The following is a 13,531-nucleotide window of genomic DNA, read 5'->3' on the forward strand; positions in this document are numbered from 1 at the left end:
GTGAGGCGGCACGACTCCCGGTGCGTCCACACGCGACATCGCACCCCTCCGCCCCGGCGGCCCCCCCCCCCGGGGCGAAGGGGTGCGATGCATCCGTGGTCAGACCCGGCCGCGGGCCAGACGGGTGAGCGGGCCGGTGGTGGGCTTGGCTGTGGAGCGCCCCACGGCGAAGGCGGTTCCGGCGACTCCGGCGACGGCTGCGGCGGCCCCGGCGACCATCGCCTTCCGGTGCTTGACCACCGTCCATGCGGTCGTGGCCACCGTCGCCGCCTTGGTGGCCGTGGCGGTCACAGCCTCCTGTCCGTTGGACAGTCCCGCGGCCGCGGCGCGGCCCGCACGCCTGGTGGCCGCACCGGCCGACCGGGCACCCTCCGATGCGGACTTCTTCGCGTCAAGGGCCGCCGACGCCGCACCTTCCGCTTCCGTCTTGGCCTTGGACGCGGCGTGCCCTCCGGCACGCTTGGTGGCGGCAGCCGTCTTGGGGCTCGCGGCCTTCTTCGCGCTGCGGCCGCCAGTCTGCTTGGTGTCATTGTTTTCAGCGGTCATAACATTGCTCCTTGCCTCACAACATGGTCTGAAACGCTCGCTGTTGTGATGTCGTCGTGGCTTCATTCCTGCCTGGGCAGCAGCGAGCCGAGAGGTCCGAGATCCAGATTCAGATCGTCCAGTGTGAGGTCGTAACGCTCACACAGCTCAGTCATGCGCTCCTGGAGGATCATCAGCGTCATACCGATGCGTTCCTCTTGTTGCTCGCTGAGGTCGCCCTGGTCAACGCGGTGGAGGGCCGTCCGCTCCATCAACTGCCGCAACAACTCCACGATGGTGAGGACGAGCTTCATCAGGTCCCGTTCCACCGACTCGGGGTCCGTTTCCAACCGTTGCGCGATGGCGTTTCCGGGACTGCGGGATGCGTTGGTGCCCGGCATGCGAACCTCCTCTGCTGATGGCTGTGCGGCCCTGTGTGCTGGGCTGTTTCCGTACATCACCAGGGGGCCGGTTCGTCAGCCGTGATGGACCGGATGACGGCCCGGAGACTGATGTGCACGAGATCGACGTCGGCGATGGACAGCACAAGGTCCCCGGTGACCACTGCTCCCCCGTTGAGCAGGCGATCCAGCAGATCGATGAGGGCCACAGGCGGGCCCGCAGAGGCACCGTCGTTCCGCGATGGCGTCCGCGCAGCGGTGGCCGTGGTCGCCCGGGAGGCGGTTTCCGGTGTCATCGCGAGGCGTCGCCCCCGTGCTCCAAGAGGCCCGCGAAGGAATACGGGGCCCATGGCCCGGTGACCTCGATTCGCACGCCAGGGCTGTCCCGGACCAGGGCGTCGAGGACTTCGCGGAACCGGGCGGCGTGCGACGCGGGCACCAGGTAGGCCTCGTTGGTGATGTTCGTTCCGGGGGCTGACGCGAGATCACCCTGTTGCGGACGGTGGACGACCCGGGCGGCGGCAAGGCCGGCCGCCTCGTGGACGGCCTCCTCGGCGACGGCGGCGGCCCGCCGGTGGAGGTCCTGACCGCTGCGCCGCTGTGCCCGGCGTTGCTGGAGGTAGGCACGCCCTGTGCCGGCAGTGGCGGTGCGAGGTGCCGCGTCCGCGGACTCGGTGCGGGGAGGCTCGACGTACACCTTCACCCCGAGCTCGACGTGCTGGTGGAGCCGATCGAGCAGCCCTTCGAACTCCGAACGTCGTTGCCGCAGTAGAGCGCGCACCCGGGCGTCGTCCAGGTACACGGTCGCCAACCGCATGGGAAGCACCGTACCCACGGCGAAAGCAGACCCGACCACGGTGTGGTGAGCACGGGCGATGCTCTCGAGCCGGGAGAGGTCTTCCATCTGCTTCTTCAGCCCCTGTTCACCGAACGCGTCCGCCGGGACTGACGACACCAGGGCGGCGACCGCCCCCTCGCTCACCCAGCGAACCGCCCGGTCGTCGATGCCCTCGAGCTCATCGGCGATGTGCTTCAGCGCCGTGTCCTCCGGGACGATCGCGTACACGTACGACAGTTCCTGGTCAGTGGAGGCGTCGGCGGGTTCGGCGGTCACCGCTCGACCTCCCTTCCGGAGGTGGCTCCCTGCTGCCGCGTCTGCTCCGGCGTCGCCACAGGACCGGCTGCCTGGCGCAGTTCGGCGAGCTGGGCCCGCAGCAATGCGTTCTCCTCGGCCAGTGCCTCGGCTGCGACCGGTGTGGCCGACGGCGCGGGGGCACGGGACGACAGCGAGGGATCGCGTTCCCACCAGTCGATCCCCATCTCCTTCGCCTTGTCCACGGAGGCGACGAGCAGCCGGAGCTTGATGGTGAGGAGCTCGATGTCCAGCAGGTTGATCTGGATGTCGCCCGCGATGACGACGCCCTTGTCCAGTACCCGTTCCAGGATGTCGGCGAGATTGGCAGATGAGCCGTGCTGGCCGTGAAGCGGAACGCTCGCGCGGCCGGCGAGTGGTTGGGTCATGACTTCACCCCTGTGTGCGGTCGTTGCTCGCCGTCAGTGGCGGGCCGACGAGGTGCGGCGGCGGACGGGCGGCTCCTCCTCGGCCGCGTCCTCGTCATCGACCACCTCGTCATCCTGGAACTCGTCGGCGTCCTCGGCGTCCTCGTAGTCGAGATCGTCGTCTGCCATCTCCTCATCGGGGTGGTCCTCGTCCGGGACCTCCCCGTCGTCATAGGCTTCGTGCTCGCCGTCTTCAAGTTCTTCTCCGGCTTCGAGCTCGCCGTCTTCAGGTTCTTCTCCGGCTTCGTGCTCGATGGCGTCCTCGTGCTCGACGACGACTTCGCCGTCCCGGATCTCGCCGCGCCAGCCGTCCGTGGCCTCGCCCCGCATCATGATGAACTTGCGGTAGAGCTTGAGGTCCAGACGCGCACGACGGCCCTGGGCACGCCAGATGTTCCCCGTCTTCTCGAAGAGGCCCTTGGGGAAGTACTCGAGGACCAGGAGGACCCGAGTCAGGTCGTCCGTGATGCCGTGGAAGGTCACCACGCCTTTGACCGTGCCCTTGGCTCCCTCCGTGGTCCAGGCGATGCGTTCGTCGGGTATCTGCTCGGTGACGTTCGCCTTCCAGCTGCGTGTGGACTTGGCGACCTTCACCTTCCAGTTGCTGCTCGTGTCGTCCGCCTTCTCGACACTCACGACACCCTTGGCGAAAGTGCTGAACTCCTGGAACTGGGTCCACTGGTCGTACGCTTCGCGCACCGGAACACCCACGTCGATGTCCTCGACGATGGTGACGCTCTTCGACTTTCCACCGCCGCTCTTGCGCCCCTTGCCGAACAGACTCCTGACCTTCTCCTTGAGGGTGTCCTTCAGATGGGACGCTCCCGCGGCCACCATGGCCTGAGCAGGTGTCCTGCCGTCGCGGAGCGCTTTGCCGCCCTTGGCCACGCTCTTGGCCAACGTCCCTGAGCCGTGTCCCGGTTGGGCGAGCTGGGAAACTCCCTCGCCGAGGCGATGGCCCAGATTCGTCACCGCGTGCTCGGCTCGGGCGGTCAGATAGCCCCGGAGCTCCTCCTTGAGCCGATCGGCTTCCGCGCTGCGGCCGATGTCATCCTTGATCCTGCTCAGCATCGAGTCAGTCATTGGCCTCACCCCGGGTCTTGCGGCCCGCCGCGGATGTGGAACGGCGAGGGGCACTGCTGCGCTTGCGTGCGGCGGCGGTCTTCTTCTGTGTACCGCCCGACGCCGAACGAGTACGGGTGGCTGCCTTCTTCTTCGCCGCCGGGGGAGCCTCCTCGTCATCCGCAGCCGTGTCCTCGGCCTCCGGCTCATCCCCCTGGTTGAGTTCCAGCGTGCGCTGGTGGAGGGAGTCCGCCAGGCTCGTGGCCCGTTCGGAGAGCGCGGTGGTCGCGGCGGACCGCGTGGCCTCGAACAACTCGCGGCGGACCTGGTCGTTGAGAGGCCCCAGAAGCGACGAGTTGGCCAGCACCTTGCCGAGGTGCCTGGGATCGAGATCCAGCTTCCTGCCGGCCAGGAACATGCCCAGACCGATCGCCATCCTGGCCTTGCGTGTCCTGCCCAGGAAGTAGCCACCAACCAGTGCGACACCTATCTTGACGTTGGTCGTCATCTGCTCCTCCACCTCACACTTTCGTGCTCGGAAATCGCGTCGAGCCGGTCGAGAAGTTCATCCTCACGCCGGTCGAACTCTTCGTCGGTGATGCGTCCGGTGATCAGGTCCTGCTCCAGTGCGGCGAGTGCGCTGCGCACAGGCGCCGGGTCGTAGTACTCGCGCTCGGCGGCCAGGACCAACTGGTCGAGAACCCACGCCGTGCCCCGGACGGGAGCGAGCGGGAGGGTCAGGATGCCGGTGATAAGGCCCATGGCGGATGCCTTCGGTGTCGGTTCGTGGAACGCGAACGTCGGCAGTTCAGACGAAGCTGTACGGCGGCAGCGGTCCGGTCAGCGTGAGGGTGTAGGCGTCCCCGCGCCGCCCCGCCTCCTCCTGAACCACGCGTGAGAATGCCGCCGCCGTCTCGCCCTTGATGAGGAACGAGGCGTTGAGGAAGTGGTTCCTGGTGGGTTCGCCGAGAGAGGTGCGGGCCGCTGACGGCTCGAACCGCGCCACCAGTTCAGCCGCTTCCCGCTCCTGACGCGACGCCACTTCGTGGGCAACCCGCTCGCCGAAAGCCATCCGCTCGTCGGGCGCCGCGGATGCAGCCCGGCTGCGCTCGTTGAAGCGGCGGATCTCCTCGGAATCCGTCATGATCTCCCGCAGCAGATCGTCCTCGTCGCGGGTGACCTTGAGATTGAACTCGACGTGCCCGGAGAGCTCGGCGAGGCGTTCGCCGTAGGTGTCGCGCTGCTGCTCGAGAGCCTCTGCCACCTGCTCATCGTCGGATCCGACCAGTCCGAAACGCATCGGCAGCGTCGCGCCGTCACGCATCAGCCGTTCGATCACGGTCTGATGGGCGATCACATCACGGCGCTTGGCCCTCAGCCCGGGGGGCGCGTCACTCACGACCGCGGCCAGGCCCCGGGTGGTGATGGTCCGCAAGGGGAGTGGCGGGTCCCCGATGCCCGCGAGCTCGTCCAGGAGCAGGGGGTGGTCAGCATGCGTGATCGCGTATACGTACGTGGACACGGTGTCACTCCCCCTTGCTCTGCGCCGACTGGCGACTCGACGCGGACTTGCGCGCGGGGCGCTTTCGCGGTTGCTCCTCGGACTCCTCGCTCCTGCCCTGCAGCGAATCGGTGAATGCCTCAACGGCGCCGCTCAGCGCGCCTTTCGACTTGCCTTTCGCTCCGCTCTCCGTCATATCGCCGACGAGGTCGGTGAGCTGACTGGGTGCCTTGCGGCCCGCCTCCAGATCCAGGCGGTTGCAGGCTTCCGCGAAGCGCAGATACGTGTCGACACTCGCGACGACGACCCGCACGTCTATCTTCAGGATTTCGATGCCGACCAGGGAGACGCGGATGAACGCGTCGATGACCAGTCCGCGGTCGAGAATGAGCTCCAGGACATCGTAGAGATTCCCGGAACCTCCCGAACTGCTGGGTGCGTTGCTCTGCTGCACGATCGTCATGATGAAACTCCTTTCGGCGTCACTCTTTACGGTCGGTTCAGCGCCGGTCGATCTGACCTCTCGCGTACCGGCGTATGCGCTCGTAGCCGACGAGGTTGCCGCCGGCATCGAGAGAAACGCGGTAGGAGGCCATCACGCTCATGGTGTCGGGGACTCTTTCGAGTTCGACCACTTCCACATCGGCACACCAACCGTCGTCCGTGGCCTTCATCGCGGAAACGGTGCCCGGCTTGCACTGGAGCAGTTCCGCGAGCTGACCCGAAGCGCAACGCAAGGCGCTGGAGACGTCCATTCGCTTCTCGGGAGCCTTACGGCCCTTTTCCTCTTGGGTGTTCATGAGATCCACCTCACGGCCCGACTGACCCTTTTGACGAGCTTCAAACACATGGCCCGGATGTATTGCGCTTGCCCGGGGGATCCGAACGTATGCTCCGCCGCTCACCAGTTCCTGACTGAGCGCGTCTTGTGCCTCATCCGCCTCAGAGGTACGGAATGCGAAGAACCGGCTGACATGCGCCGTACGGGGTGGGACGGTGGACGTCGCCGTCCACACCGGACGGTGCGTCGGTCACGAGACGAGGGGGAACGACTGTGCCCAAGGGGACCTACGCCAAGGACGCGACGGAAGCCGAGACTGACCTCATCGCCTACTGCAAGGCGAGCCACTTCGACCGGGAGTGGATGAGCGACGAGCGATGGGCTACCACCGTCCGCATCGCCTGCGACAAGGAGTACGGCTACGACGAGGCCTACCGCACCATCGACACGGATCAGGTGGCCCTGCTCGCCGAGACCGCCAAGCAGGGGCGCAAGAGCAAGCTGGACGCCGACGAGGACGACCTTCTCTCCTTGGTGGAGCGCGCCGACGAGCTGGCGAAGACGCTCGTGCCGAACATCCTCCAGCAGTGTGCCGACGCCTACCTGGGCGGGCAGCGGGTCAATCTCGGCTTCTCCAAGGCCATGGCCCGCACCGAGTTCGCCCAGCTGCGCAAGGACTGGACGGTGGCGGGCGAGTACGCCACGGGCGACGGCATGTTCACCAACTTCCACAGCTTCCCGCCGCAGGACAAACAGAAAGCGGGCAAGGGTTCGGTGGGCGACACGCTCGCGCACCGGGGCACGCAGGGAAACCTGCTCGTGAAGATCGCCGGACGGACCTTCAACATGCATGTGGACATCAAGGATTAGGTGCTCTGTCGGCAATCGGGCGCGTCGCCTGCGGGTCCGTCATGGCTGATCGCGCAGTCCCCCCGCCCCATGGGGCGCCGCCGGACCGCGCCGGATCCGCTGAGCGACAGCGGACGTGAGATCGCCCTCGGCCGGACCGACTCACGTGCCCGCGGCGCCGGGCCGCAGGTCGGGGTGTTCCTCGACCAGTCGGTCCGGCGCCGCCTGCCTCCAGGAGTCGACGAGGATGTCGCGCAGCTCGTCCAGGTCCTCAAGTGCGGCCAGTCGCACCCTCACCCAGGCCGAGCTCGCCTCGTGCGGTGGCACCCAGAACTTCTCCGGCTCAGCGGCGATGAGCTCTGTGCGCTCGTGTCTGGGACAGCGCACGGCGAACGACGTCTGATCATCGGGAATGGTGATGTACATCTTCCCGGCCACGCGGAATGTGGGCATGTCCCACGCCTCTTTCTCCGTTGTCTCGGGAAGCGACAGGGCGATTCGGCGGATGTCGTCGGCTTCGATCATGCGCCCCACCGTAGCCAGCGACACTGACACGCTCCCACGGCCAGAAATCCGTTGGGCCATCGCCTGGATCGGCCCGTGATCGGCGGTCGAGAACGATAGAAATGCCCTGTGCGTGAATCTTCGGGGCAGATCAGGGATGAACCGCCGAAACCGCCCGGCGGTGGCCATGCGTCCGGGTGGAGCATGCGGCGGTCGCTACGGCGCCTGCGTTCCCTGCTGGATGTACGCAGCCTCGCAGGCCAGGTGTTCCTGCTCCAGTTGGGGGTGGTGGTGCTGGTCGTCGCCACGGCGCTGGTGGCCCTCGTCGTACAGGCGGGCCACCACAGCACGGAGGACGCCCAGCAGCGGACACTCACCGCGGCCCAGACCTTCGCACACTCGCCGGGGCTTCTCGCCGCTCTGGAGAGTCCCGACCCCAGCGCGGTGCTGCAACCGAGCGCCGAGGCGGTCCGCAAGGCCGCCGGTGTCGACGCGATCATCGTCTACCAGCGGGACGGAATCGCCCTGACCCACAGCGATCCGAACCAGATCGGCAAGCACGTCATCGGCCCCTACGCGGAAGCAGCCACGGGAAAGACGTTCACCAAGACCTTCCAGGGGGCACTCGGGCTCTCCGTGATCTCGGCCGTGCCCGTCAGGGACGGCCGGGGTTCCGTCGTCGCCATCGTCTCCTCCGTCGTGACGGTCGGGAAGGTGCAGGACTGGGTGAACCAGCAGCTGCCGGTCCTGTTCGGGGTCGCGATCGGGTCGGTCGCCCTGGCGGCGGGCGGATCGGCACTGGTGAGCCGCCGTCTGCGGAGGCAGACCCATGGCCTGGGCCCGGCCGAGATGACCCGGATGTACGAACACCATGACGCGGTACTCCACGCCGTACGGGAAGGAGTGCTGATCGTCGGGGCCGACGGCCGGCTGCTGCTGGTCAACGACGAGGCCCGCCGCCTCCTGGATCTGCCGGCGGACGCGGAGCACCGCCCCGTGAACGCGCTGGGGCTGAGCGCCGAACTCGCCGAACTGCTGACATCGGATCTCCCCGCCACCGACGAGGTGCATCTGGCCGGCGACCGGCTGCTTGCCGTCAACAAACGGTTCGCCGAACCGGAGGGTCCAGCGAGCAGGGTGATGACGCTGCGGGACACCACCGAGCTCCAGGCCCTCGCCGGCCGGGCGGAGACCGCCCGCGAGCGGCTCCAACTGCTCTACGACGCCGGGGTGCGGATCGGGACCACCCTGGACGTCACCCGCACCGCCCGGGAACTCGCGGAGGTCGCGGTCCCCCATTTCGCCGACGTCGTATCCGTCGAGCTCCTCGAACCGGTCCTGCACGGCGAGGAGCCGTCGGGCGCGAGCACCGAGATGCGCCGTACCGCCGTCGCGGGCCTGGAGCGGGACGATCTCCTGTACCCGGCCGGCACACTGATCCGGTTCGTCAGCTCCACTCCCACGGCGGCAGGCGCGGCGGACGGCCGGGCGGTCCTGGTGAAGGACCTGAGCGTCTCTCCGGGCTGGCAGGCCCAGAACCCCGAGCGGGCCCGCCGGATCCTGGAGCACGGAGTCCACTCCTTGGTCGTGGTGCCGTTGCAGGCCCGCGGGGTGGTGCTCGGAACAGCCCACTACTGGCGGTCGGAGGCCTCCGCGCCGTTCGACGAGGAGGACGTGACCTTCGCGGAGGAGCTGACCGCCCGGGCGGCGGTGTGCATCGACAACGCCCGCCGCTACACCCGAGAGCACACCACGGCGGTCGCGCTCCAGCGCAGTCTGCTGCCCAGCGGGGTGCCCGAGCAGTCGGCCTTGAAGGTGGCCTACCGCTACATGCCCGCCCGGGCCGGCGTGGGCGGGGACTGGTTCGACGTCATCCCGCTGTCCGGTGCCCGGGTCGCCCTGGTCGTCGGTGACGTCGTGGGGCACGGTGTGCACGCAGCGGCCACCATGGGGCGGCTGCGCACCGCCGTGCACAACTTCTCCGTCCTGGACATCCCGCCGGAGGAGCTGCTGGGGCGTATGGACGAGCTGGTGGCCCAGATCGACTTCGACGAGTCCGACGACGGCGAGGGGCTGGGGATCACCGGCGCGACCTGTCTGTACGCCGTCTACGACCCCGCATCGGGGCAGTTGACGGCCGCCACCGCGGGCCATCCAGGACCTGCGGTGGTCGGCCCCGACGGGAGGGTGGAATTCCCGCAGCTACCGGTCTCCCCGCCGCTGGGCCTCGGAGCCTCGATGCCCGCCGAAAGCGCCGAGCTGACCGTGCCCGAGGGGTCACGACTGGTGCTCTACACCGATGGGCTGATCGAGGACCGGGACCGCGACCTGGACGACGGTCTCGCTGCTCTGCGCGACGCGCTGACGGGGCCCGACCGGTCCCCGGAGGCCACCTGCGCAGCGGTCATGGACGCCATGATGCCCGACCAGCACAGGGACGACATCGCGCTGCTGGTGGCCCGTACCCACCGGCTCGCCCGCTCCCGGATCGCGGAATGGACGGTGACCCGCGACCCGGCGGCGGTCGGCCCGGTCCGCGCCGACTGCGTACGCCGGCTCCGGGAGTGGGGACTCGACCGGATCGACTTCGCCGCCGAACTCGTCCTCAGCGAGCTGATCACCAACGCCGTCAACTACGGCACCGATCCCATCACTGTGCGGCTCCTCCGCGACCGAGCCCTGATCTGCGAGGTCTCCGACGGCAGCAGCACCTCGCCACGGCTGCGGCGGGCGACGGTCACCGACGAGGGCGGTCGCGGGCTCTTCCTGGTGGCTCAGTTCGCCGAACGCTGGGGTACTCGCTACACCCCCACCGGCAAGGTGATCTGGGCGGAGCTTTCCCTCCACGGCGGCGCAGGCCCATCGGTGGACGGACCGGCCGATTTCCTGTTCGACGAGGTGGAGCCGCTTGCCGGCGCAGGCGGAGAGCAGGCCGGCACAGGACGGTGAGGGACAATCGTGTGGTCAGCGCGCCTCCGCTCCCCCGGCGCGCCCGAGGACGCGCCGCATCCTCCGAAGGCCCGTATCCGCGCGGCCGGGCCACCGTGCCTCGCCTGCGGAGCCACGCGTTTCCCCTCCCCTCCGTTCCCCGGCGCCCGTGTCCTGGAGCAATCGTGACCGCACCTTGTGTTCGATCGGCTGTGGCCGCAGGCTGCCTCGGTCTGCTGCTCGCGAGCGGCTGCAGCGAGGCACCGGACTCCAGGCCCGTGAGGCCCGCGGTCGCCACCTCGGCGGCTGAGGCGGGTGGGATGAACGCGCTGACCGCCGCGGCGAAGCGGGAGGGTGCGCTGAACACCATCGCGCTGCCGCGCGACTGGGCCAACTACGGCGGCCTGATCGACGGCTTCGAGAAGAAGTACGGGATCAAGGTCGCTGTCGCCGATCCCGAGGCCTCCAGCCAGGACGAGATCGACGCCATCAAGATGGGCGGGAAGCGTGCCGACGCCCCCGATGTCATCGATGTGGGGGACACGTTCGCCCGGGCTGCGGCCCGGCAGAAGCTGCTGGCGCCGTACCGGGTCGCCGCGTACGACTCGATCCCGGCCAGCCAGAAGGACGGCGAGGCCCGCTGGTCCAACAACTACGGCGGCTATATCTCCATCGGGTGCGACGCCACCCGGGTCAAGCCCTGCCCCCAGACCTTCGCCGACCTGCTGGATCCCCGGTACAAGGGGAAGGTCTCGCTGGACGGTGACCCCACCCGTTCCAACACCGCATTCGCCGGTGTGTACGCGGCAGCCCTCGCGAACGGAGGGTCGTTCGACGACATCCAGCCCGGGCTCGACTTCTTCGCCGAGCTCAAGGAGCGGGGCAACTTCAATCCCGCCGAGTCCACATCAACCGCGGTGGAGACCGGCAGAACCCCCATCAGCATCGACTGGGACTACATCAATCTCGACTACGCGGACCAGTTCCGCGACAAGGGAGTGGACTGGCAGGTCTCGATCCCCTTCGACGGAAGCTTCGCCCAGTACTACGCCCTGGCCGTCAACAAGAACGCCCCACACCCGGCGGCGGCCCGCCTGTGGCTGGAGTATGTCTTCAGTGTGGCGGGGCAGAACCTCCGGCTCGCGGGCTACGCCCGCCCGGTGCTGATGGAGACCATGCGCAAGGACGGCACCCTTGACGAAGCCTCAGCGGCGAGACTGCCGACGGTCGAAGGGGAGCCGCAGTTCCCCACGGACGCACAACTGGAGAAGGCGAGGCTGACGGTGGACCGGGAGTGGGCCAAGACCATGGGGGGCTGAACACGCCTGTCCCCGGATGGCGGTGTGCCGCCCAAGCGGCGGTGTACGGGATGAGGGCCGCAAAACCTTGCCATACGGTCGCCTCATGGTACGAACTGACGGTATGCGAATGTCGGCTCGGCGGCGCATTGTTCTCGCGGCCGTGCCGCACGTCATCCTGGGCTGTGCGCTGATCGCGCCCACGTCGGCCCATGCCGAGCGGTCCGCCGGAGACAGCGGGGACTCGGCGGAGACGGCGGTTGTCTTCGAGGTGAAGGCCACTGGTGGACTGAGCATCAGCGCACCCGCCGCGGCGACGCTCACGCACACGGTCCCCGGCGGAACCTCCCGCGGCAGCATCGGCGAGGTGGAGGTGGTCGACGAGCGTGCGGTCTCCGACGCCCAGTGGACTGCCGTCGTCTCGCTGAGCCGTGCGTTCAGCACGGGGGAAGGACACTGGCACCAAACCATCCCGGGTTCCCGTGTCCGGTACGACCCGGGGGAAGCGATCGATCCCGTGAACGGTCCCTTCGTCCCAGGACTTCCCGGCAGTCTCGCGGACTCTCGTGCGGCCTTCCGGCACCCGACCGGCTCGGGCAGCAATTCCGTCGCCTGGGACCCCACGCTGGAGGTCCATGTGCCGACGCTGGTGGTAGCCGGTACGTACCGGGGAGTCGTGACCCACTCGGTGGCCTGATATGACGGCACATCACCTCGCCCTCTTATGTCATTTCACTTGATTCGGAGTACGGAAAGTCCGACCAACAGTTCCCGGACAAGCCCAATAGCGAGAAGCAAGGACACGCGTATATCCAGCGCGCTCCCCGCGGAAATTCATCCCTATAGTTCCTCCGGGTCATCACAGATGGCCTCTGCGCCCCGACGCGAACCGGGGCCGACATCATGGACACGGAGGTCGCCGTGCTCGATCATCGGGCTCATCGCGTCGGACACTCTGCAGAAGCGCGCAGACACGGCACTTGGTGCGGCGGCGCCGAGATCCACCCCGTCGGGACCCGCGCCGGGACGGTGACCTGTCCTGTTGCGTAACCATCCATGGGCCCGGCTGTGCATCCGGGCCGCCACCGCGACTGTCGCGACGGCGGCTTCGCTGGGCGTACTGGCCGGCGCACCCGTCATGGCCACGGCCGTGGCCGATCCGGATCCGGGCCTGATCGGCGTCCGTCTCGTCGACGCGCCCGTGGCCCGGCGCGACGACCCACGCGCACGCAGGTACATCGTCGACCACCTCAGACCGGGCACCACCATCAAACGCAGGATCGAGGTCTACAACAAGTCGGCCGCAGCCCGGCGTCTCGACCTCTACGCCGCCTCCGCCGGCATCCACAAGAACACGTTCACCTTCGGTCAGAAGCACACCGCCAACGAACTGTCCGGGTGGATCAAGGTCAACCCCGCCTGGGTGGTTCTGGCGCCCCGCGCCAGAACCCAGGCCATGCTGACCGTCACGGTTCCGAGGACCGCGCTGGACGGAGAGCGCTACGCGGTCGTCTGGGCCGAAGCCCAGGCCGCCCCGGATGCGCAGCACAACGTCGGCAGCATCCACCGCGTCGGAGTGCGCGTCTACCTCGACGTGGGTCCGGGCGGCGAGCCGCTGTCCGACTTCGTCATCGAGAGGATGACGGGAGCCCGGGACGAACAGGGCCGCCCGAGCGTGACCGCCGTCGTGCGCAACCTGGGCAGACGGGCCGTGGACCTGAGCGGTCAGCTCACTCTCGCCAAGGGCCCCGGCGGAGTCACCGCGGGTCCCTTCCGGGCCCCTCCGGGCACCACTCTGAGCTCGCACGGCTCGGGCACAGTCGTCGTTCCGCTCGAACCCCGCCTGCCCGACGGCCCGTGGAAAGCCACCCTGGAGCTGCGGAGCGGCCCTGCCAAGCGCTCCGCCACGGCAACCGTGATGCTCTCCCAGTGGAAGGAACCCACCTCATACGCACACCTGTACGCGATCGGGGCGGCAGTTGCCCTCGTCGTGTGCGGGCTCATCGCATGGGTGCTGATCCGTCGCAGACGACGCAACCGCGCGCAGCCGGCGGACCAGCCGTCCCCCTGACTGTGGGGCAGAGAACCGCACAGACCCCGGGGCCGCGCCTCGTGCGCGGAC

At 68.4% G+C, this 13,531-nt stretch carries 17 protein-coding genes; 5 read left to right on the plus strand and 12 right to left on the minus strand.

The window, feature by feature from the left end; genetic code table 11:
- Window positions 1–99 precede the first annotated feature (99 nt).
- From ACFV6V_RS27940 to ACFV6V_RS27990, 11 genes are all read right to left on the minus strand, one after another.
- Entirely contained in the window at window positions 100–546 is a 447-nt protein-coding gene (locus ACFV6V_RS27940; RefSeq protein ID WP_385570302.1) for a hypothetical protein, read from the minus strand.
- A 62-nt stretch (window positions 547–608) separates the two neighbouring features.
- Window positions 609–983 (minus strand): gas vesicle protein K, encoded by a 375-nt coding sequence (locus tag ACFV6V_RS27945; RefSeq protein ID WP_385570304.1) that lies wholly within the window; start codon window positions 981–983, stop codon window positions 609–611.
- Window positions 983–1,222, minus strand: a complete 240-nt coding sequence (locus ACFV6V_RS27950) for a gas vesicle protein (protein WP_385570306.1) — start codon at window positions 1,220–1,222, stop codon at window positions 983–985. The genes ACFV6V_RS27945 and ACFV6V_RS27950 overlap by 1 nt, the downstream gene beginning before the upstream one ends.
- Complete coding sequence (locus ACFV6V_RS27955; protein ID WP_385570308.1) at window positions 1,219–2,040, minus strand: GvpL/GvpF family gas vesicle protein; 822 nt, start codon at window positions 2,038–2,040, stop codon at window positions 1,219–1,221. The genes ACFV6V_RS27950 and ACFV6V_RS27955 overlap by 4 nt, the downstream gene beginning before the upstream one ends.
- On the minus strand, window positions 2,037–2,447 hold the full coding sequence (locus tag ACFV6V_RS27960; RefSeq protein ID WP_385570310.1) for a gas vesicle protein: 411 nt from the start codon (window positions 2,445–2,447) through the stop codon (window positions 2,037–2,039). Before ACFV6V_RS27960 ends, ACFV6V_RS27955 begins: the two co-directional genes overlap by 4 nt.
- Window positions 2,448–2,480: 33 nt before the next feature.
- The gene (locus ACFV6V_RS27965; protein ID WP_385570313.1) at window positions 2,481–3,569 is read right to left on the minus strand and encodes an SRPBCC family protein; all 1,089 of its coding nucleotides are present in this window, start codon (window positions 3,567–3,569) and stop codon (window positions 2,481–2,483) included.
- Window positions 3,562–4,056, minus strand: coding sequence for a hypothetical protein (locus ACFV6V_RS27970; protein ID WP_385570316.1), 495 nt, complete (start codon window positions 4,054–4,056; stop codon window positions 3,562–3,564). The genes ACFV6V_RS27965 and ACFV6V_RS27970 overlap by 8 nt, the downstream gene beginning before the upstream one ends.
- On the minus strand, window positions 4,053–4,310 hold the full coding sequence (locus tag ACFV6V_RS27975) for a gas vesicle protein GvpG (RefSeq protein ID WP_385570318.1): 258 nt from the start codon (window positions 4,308–4,310) through the stop codon (window positions 4,053–4,055). The genes ACFV6V_RS27970 and ACFV6V_RS27975 overlap by 4 nt, the downstream gene beginning before the upstream one ends.
- A 46-nt stretch (window positions 4,311–4,356) precedes the next feature.
- A complete protein-coding gene (locus tag ACFV6V_RS27980) occupies window positions 4,357–5,070 on the minus strand; it encodes a GvpL/GvpF family gas vesicle protein (protein WP_385570319.1) in 714 nt (237 codons plus the stop codon).
- A gap of 4 nt (window positions 5,071–5,074) precedes the next feature.
- Entirely contained in the window at window positions 5,075–5,512 is a 438-nt protein-coding gene (locus ACFV6V_RS27985) for a gas vesicle structural protein GvpA (RefSeq protein ID WP_385570322.1), read from the minus strand.
- A 37-nt stretch (window positions 5,513–5,549) separates the two neighbouring features.
- Window positions 5,550–5,849, minus strand: a complete 300-nt coding sequence (locus ACFV6V_RS27990; RefSeq protein WP_385570324.1) for a gas vesicle protein — start codon at window positions 5,847–5,849, stop codon at window positions 5,550–5,552.
- Between the two features lie 254 nt (window positions 5,850–6,103).
- Between ACFV6V_RS27990 and ACFV6V_RS27995 the strand changes: the two genes are divergently transcribed.
- Window positions 6,104–6,700, plus strand: a complete 597-nt coding sequence (locus tag ACFV6V_RS27995; protein WP_385570327.1) for a hypothetical protein — start codon at window positions 6,104–6,106, stop codon at window positions 6,698–6,700.
- A 141-nt stretch (window positions 6,701–6,841) separates the two neighbouring features.
- Here ACFV6V_RS27995 and ACFV6V_RS28000 read toward each other — a convergent pair whose 3' ends face one another.
- Entirely contained in the window at window positions 6,842–7,204 is a 363-nt protein-coding gene (locus ACFV6V_RS28000; RefSeq protein WP_385570329.1) for an MmcQ/YjbR family DNA-binding protein, read from the minus strand.
- A 183-nt stretch (window positions 7,205–7,387) separates the two neighbouring features.
- Between ACFV6V_RS28000 and ACFV6V_RS28005 the strand changes: the two genes are divergently transcribed.
- From ACFV6V_RS28005 to ACFV6V_RS28020, 4 genes are all read left to right on the plus strand, one after another.
- On the plus strand, window positions 7,388–10,132 hold the full coding sequence (locus ACFV6V_RS28005; protein WP_385570331.1) for a SpoIIE family protein phosphatase: 2,745 nt from the start codon (window positions 7,388–7,390) through the stop codon (window positions 10,130–10,132).
- 164 nt (window positions 10,133–10,296) lie between these two features.
- On the plus strand, window positions 10,297–11,430 hold the full coding sequence (locus ACFV6V_RS28010; RefSeq protein ID WP_385570333.1) for an ABC transporter substrate-binding protein: 1,134 nt from the start codon (window positions 10,297–10,299) through the stop codon (window positions 11,428–11,430).
- 109 nt (window positions 11,431–11,539) lie between these two features.
- Window positions 11,540–12,106 (plus strand): hypothetical protein, encoded by a 567-nt coding sequence (locus ACFV6V_RS28015; protein ID WP_385570336.1) that lies wholly within the window; start codon window positions 11,540–11,542, stop codon window positions 12,104–12,106.
- A 345-nt stretch (window positions 12,107–12,451) separates the two neighbouring features.
- A complete protein-coding gene (locus ACFV6V_RS28020) occupies window positions 12,452–13,480 on the plus strand; it encodes a peptidase (RefSeq protein ID WP_385570338.1) in 1,029 nt (342 codons plus the stop codon).
- Window positions 13,481–13,531 lie beyond the last annotated feature (51 nt).

It is taken from the genome of Streptomyces sp. NPDC059828, from assembly GCF_042731955.1.
Taxonomy (GTDB): domain Bacteria; phylum Actinomycetota; class Actinomycetes; order Streptomycetales; family Streptomycetaceae; genus Streptomyces.

Bases quoted from the DNA above. Each gene is read 5' to 3' on its own strand.
- ACFV6V_RS27950 (WP_385570306.1), bottom strand. From the start codon at position 1,222: ATGACACCGGAAACCGCCTCCCGGGCGACCACGGCCACCGCTGCGCGG.
- ACFV6V_RS27965 (WP_385570313.1), bottom strand. From the start codon at position 3,569: ATGACTGACTCGATGCTGAGCAGGATCAAGGATGACATCGGCCGCAGC.
- ACFV6V_RS28005 (WP_385570331.1), top strand. From the start codon at position 7,388: ATGCGGCGGTCGCTACGGCGCCTGCGTTCCCTGCTGGATGTACGCAGC.
- ACFV6V_RS28000 (WP_385570329.1), bottom strand. From the start codon at position 7,204: ATGATCGAAGCCGACGACATCCGCCGAATCGCCCTGTCGCTTCCCGAG.
- ACFV6V_RS27990 (WP_385570324.1), bottom strand. From the start codon at position 5,849: ATGAACACCCAAGAGGAAAAGGGCCGTAAGGCTCCCGAGAAGCGAATG.
- ACFV6V_RS28015 (WP_385570336.1), top strand. From the start codon at position 11,540: ATGTCGGCTCGGCGGCGCATTGTTCTCGCGGCCGTGCCGCACGTCATC.
- ACFV6V_RS27960 (WP_385570310.1), bottom strand. From the start codon at position 2,447: ATGACCCAACCACTCGCCGGCCGCGCGAGCGTTCCGCTTCACGGCCAG.
- ACFV6V_RS27945 (WP_385570304.1), bottom strand. From the start codon at position 983: ATGTACGGAAACAGCCCAGCACACAGGGCCGCACAGCCATCAGCAGAG.
- ACFV6V_RS27985 (WP_385570322.1), bottom strand. From the start codon at position 5,512: ATGACGATCGTGCAGCAGAGCAACGCACCCAGCAGTTCGGGAGGTTCC.
- ACFV6V_RS27940 (WP_385570302.1), bottom strand. From the start codon at position 546: ATGACCGCTGAAAACAATGACACCAAGCAGACTGGCGGCCGCAGCGCG.
- ACFV6V_RS27975 (WP_385570318.1), bottom strand. From the start codon at position 4,310: ATGGGCCTTATCACCGGCATCCTGACCCTCCCGCTCGCTCCCGTCCGG.
- ACFV6V_RS27970 (WP_385570316.1), bottom strand. From the start codon at position 4,056: ATGACGACCAACGTCAAGATAGGTGTCGCACTGGTTGGTGGCTACTTC.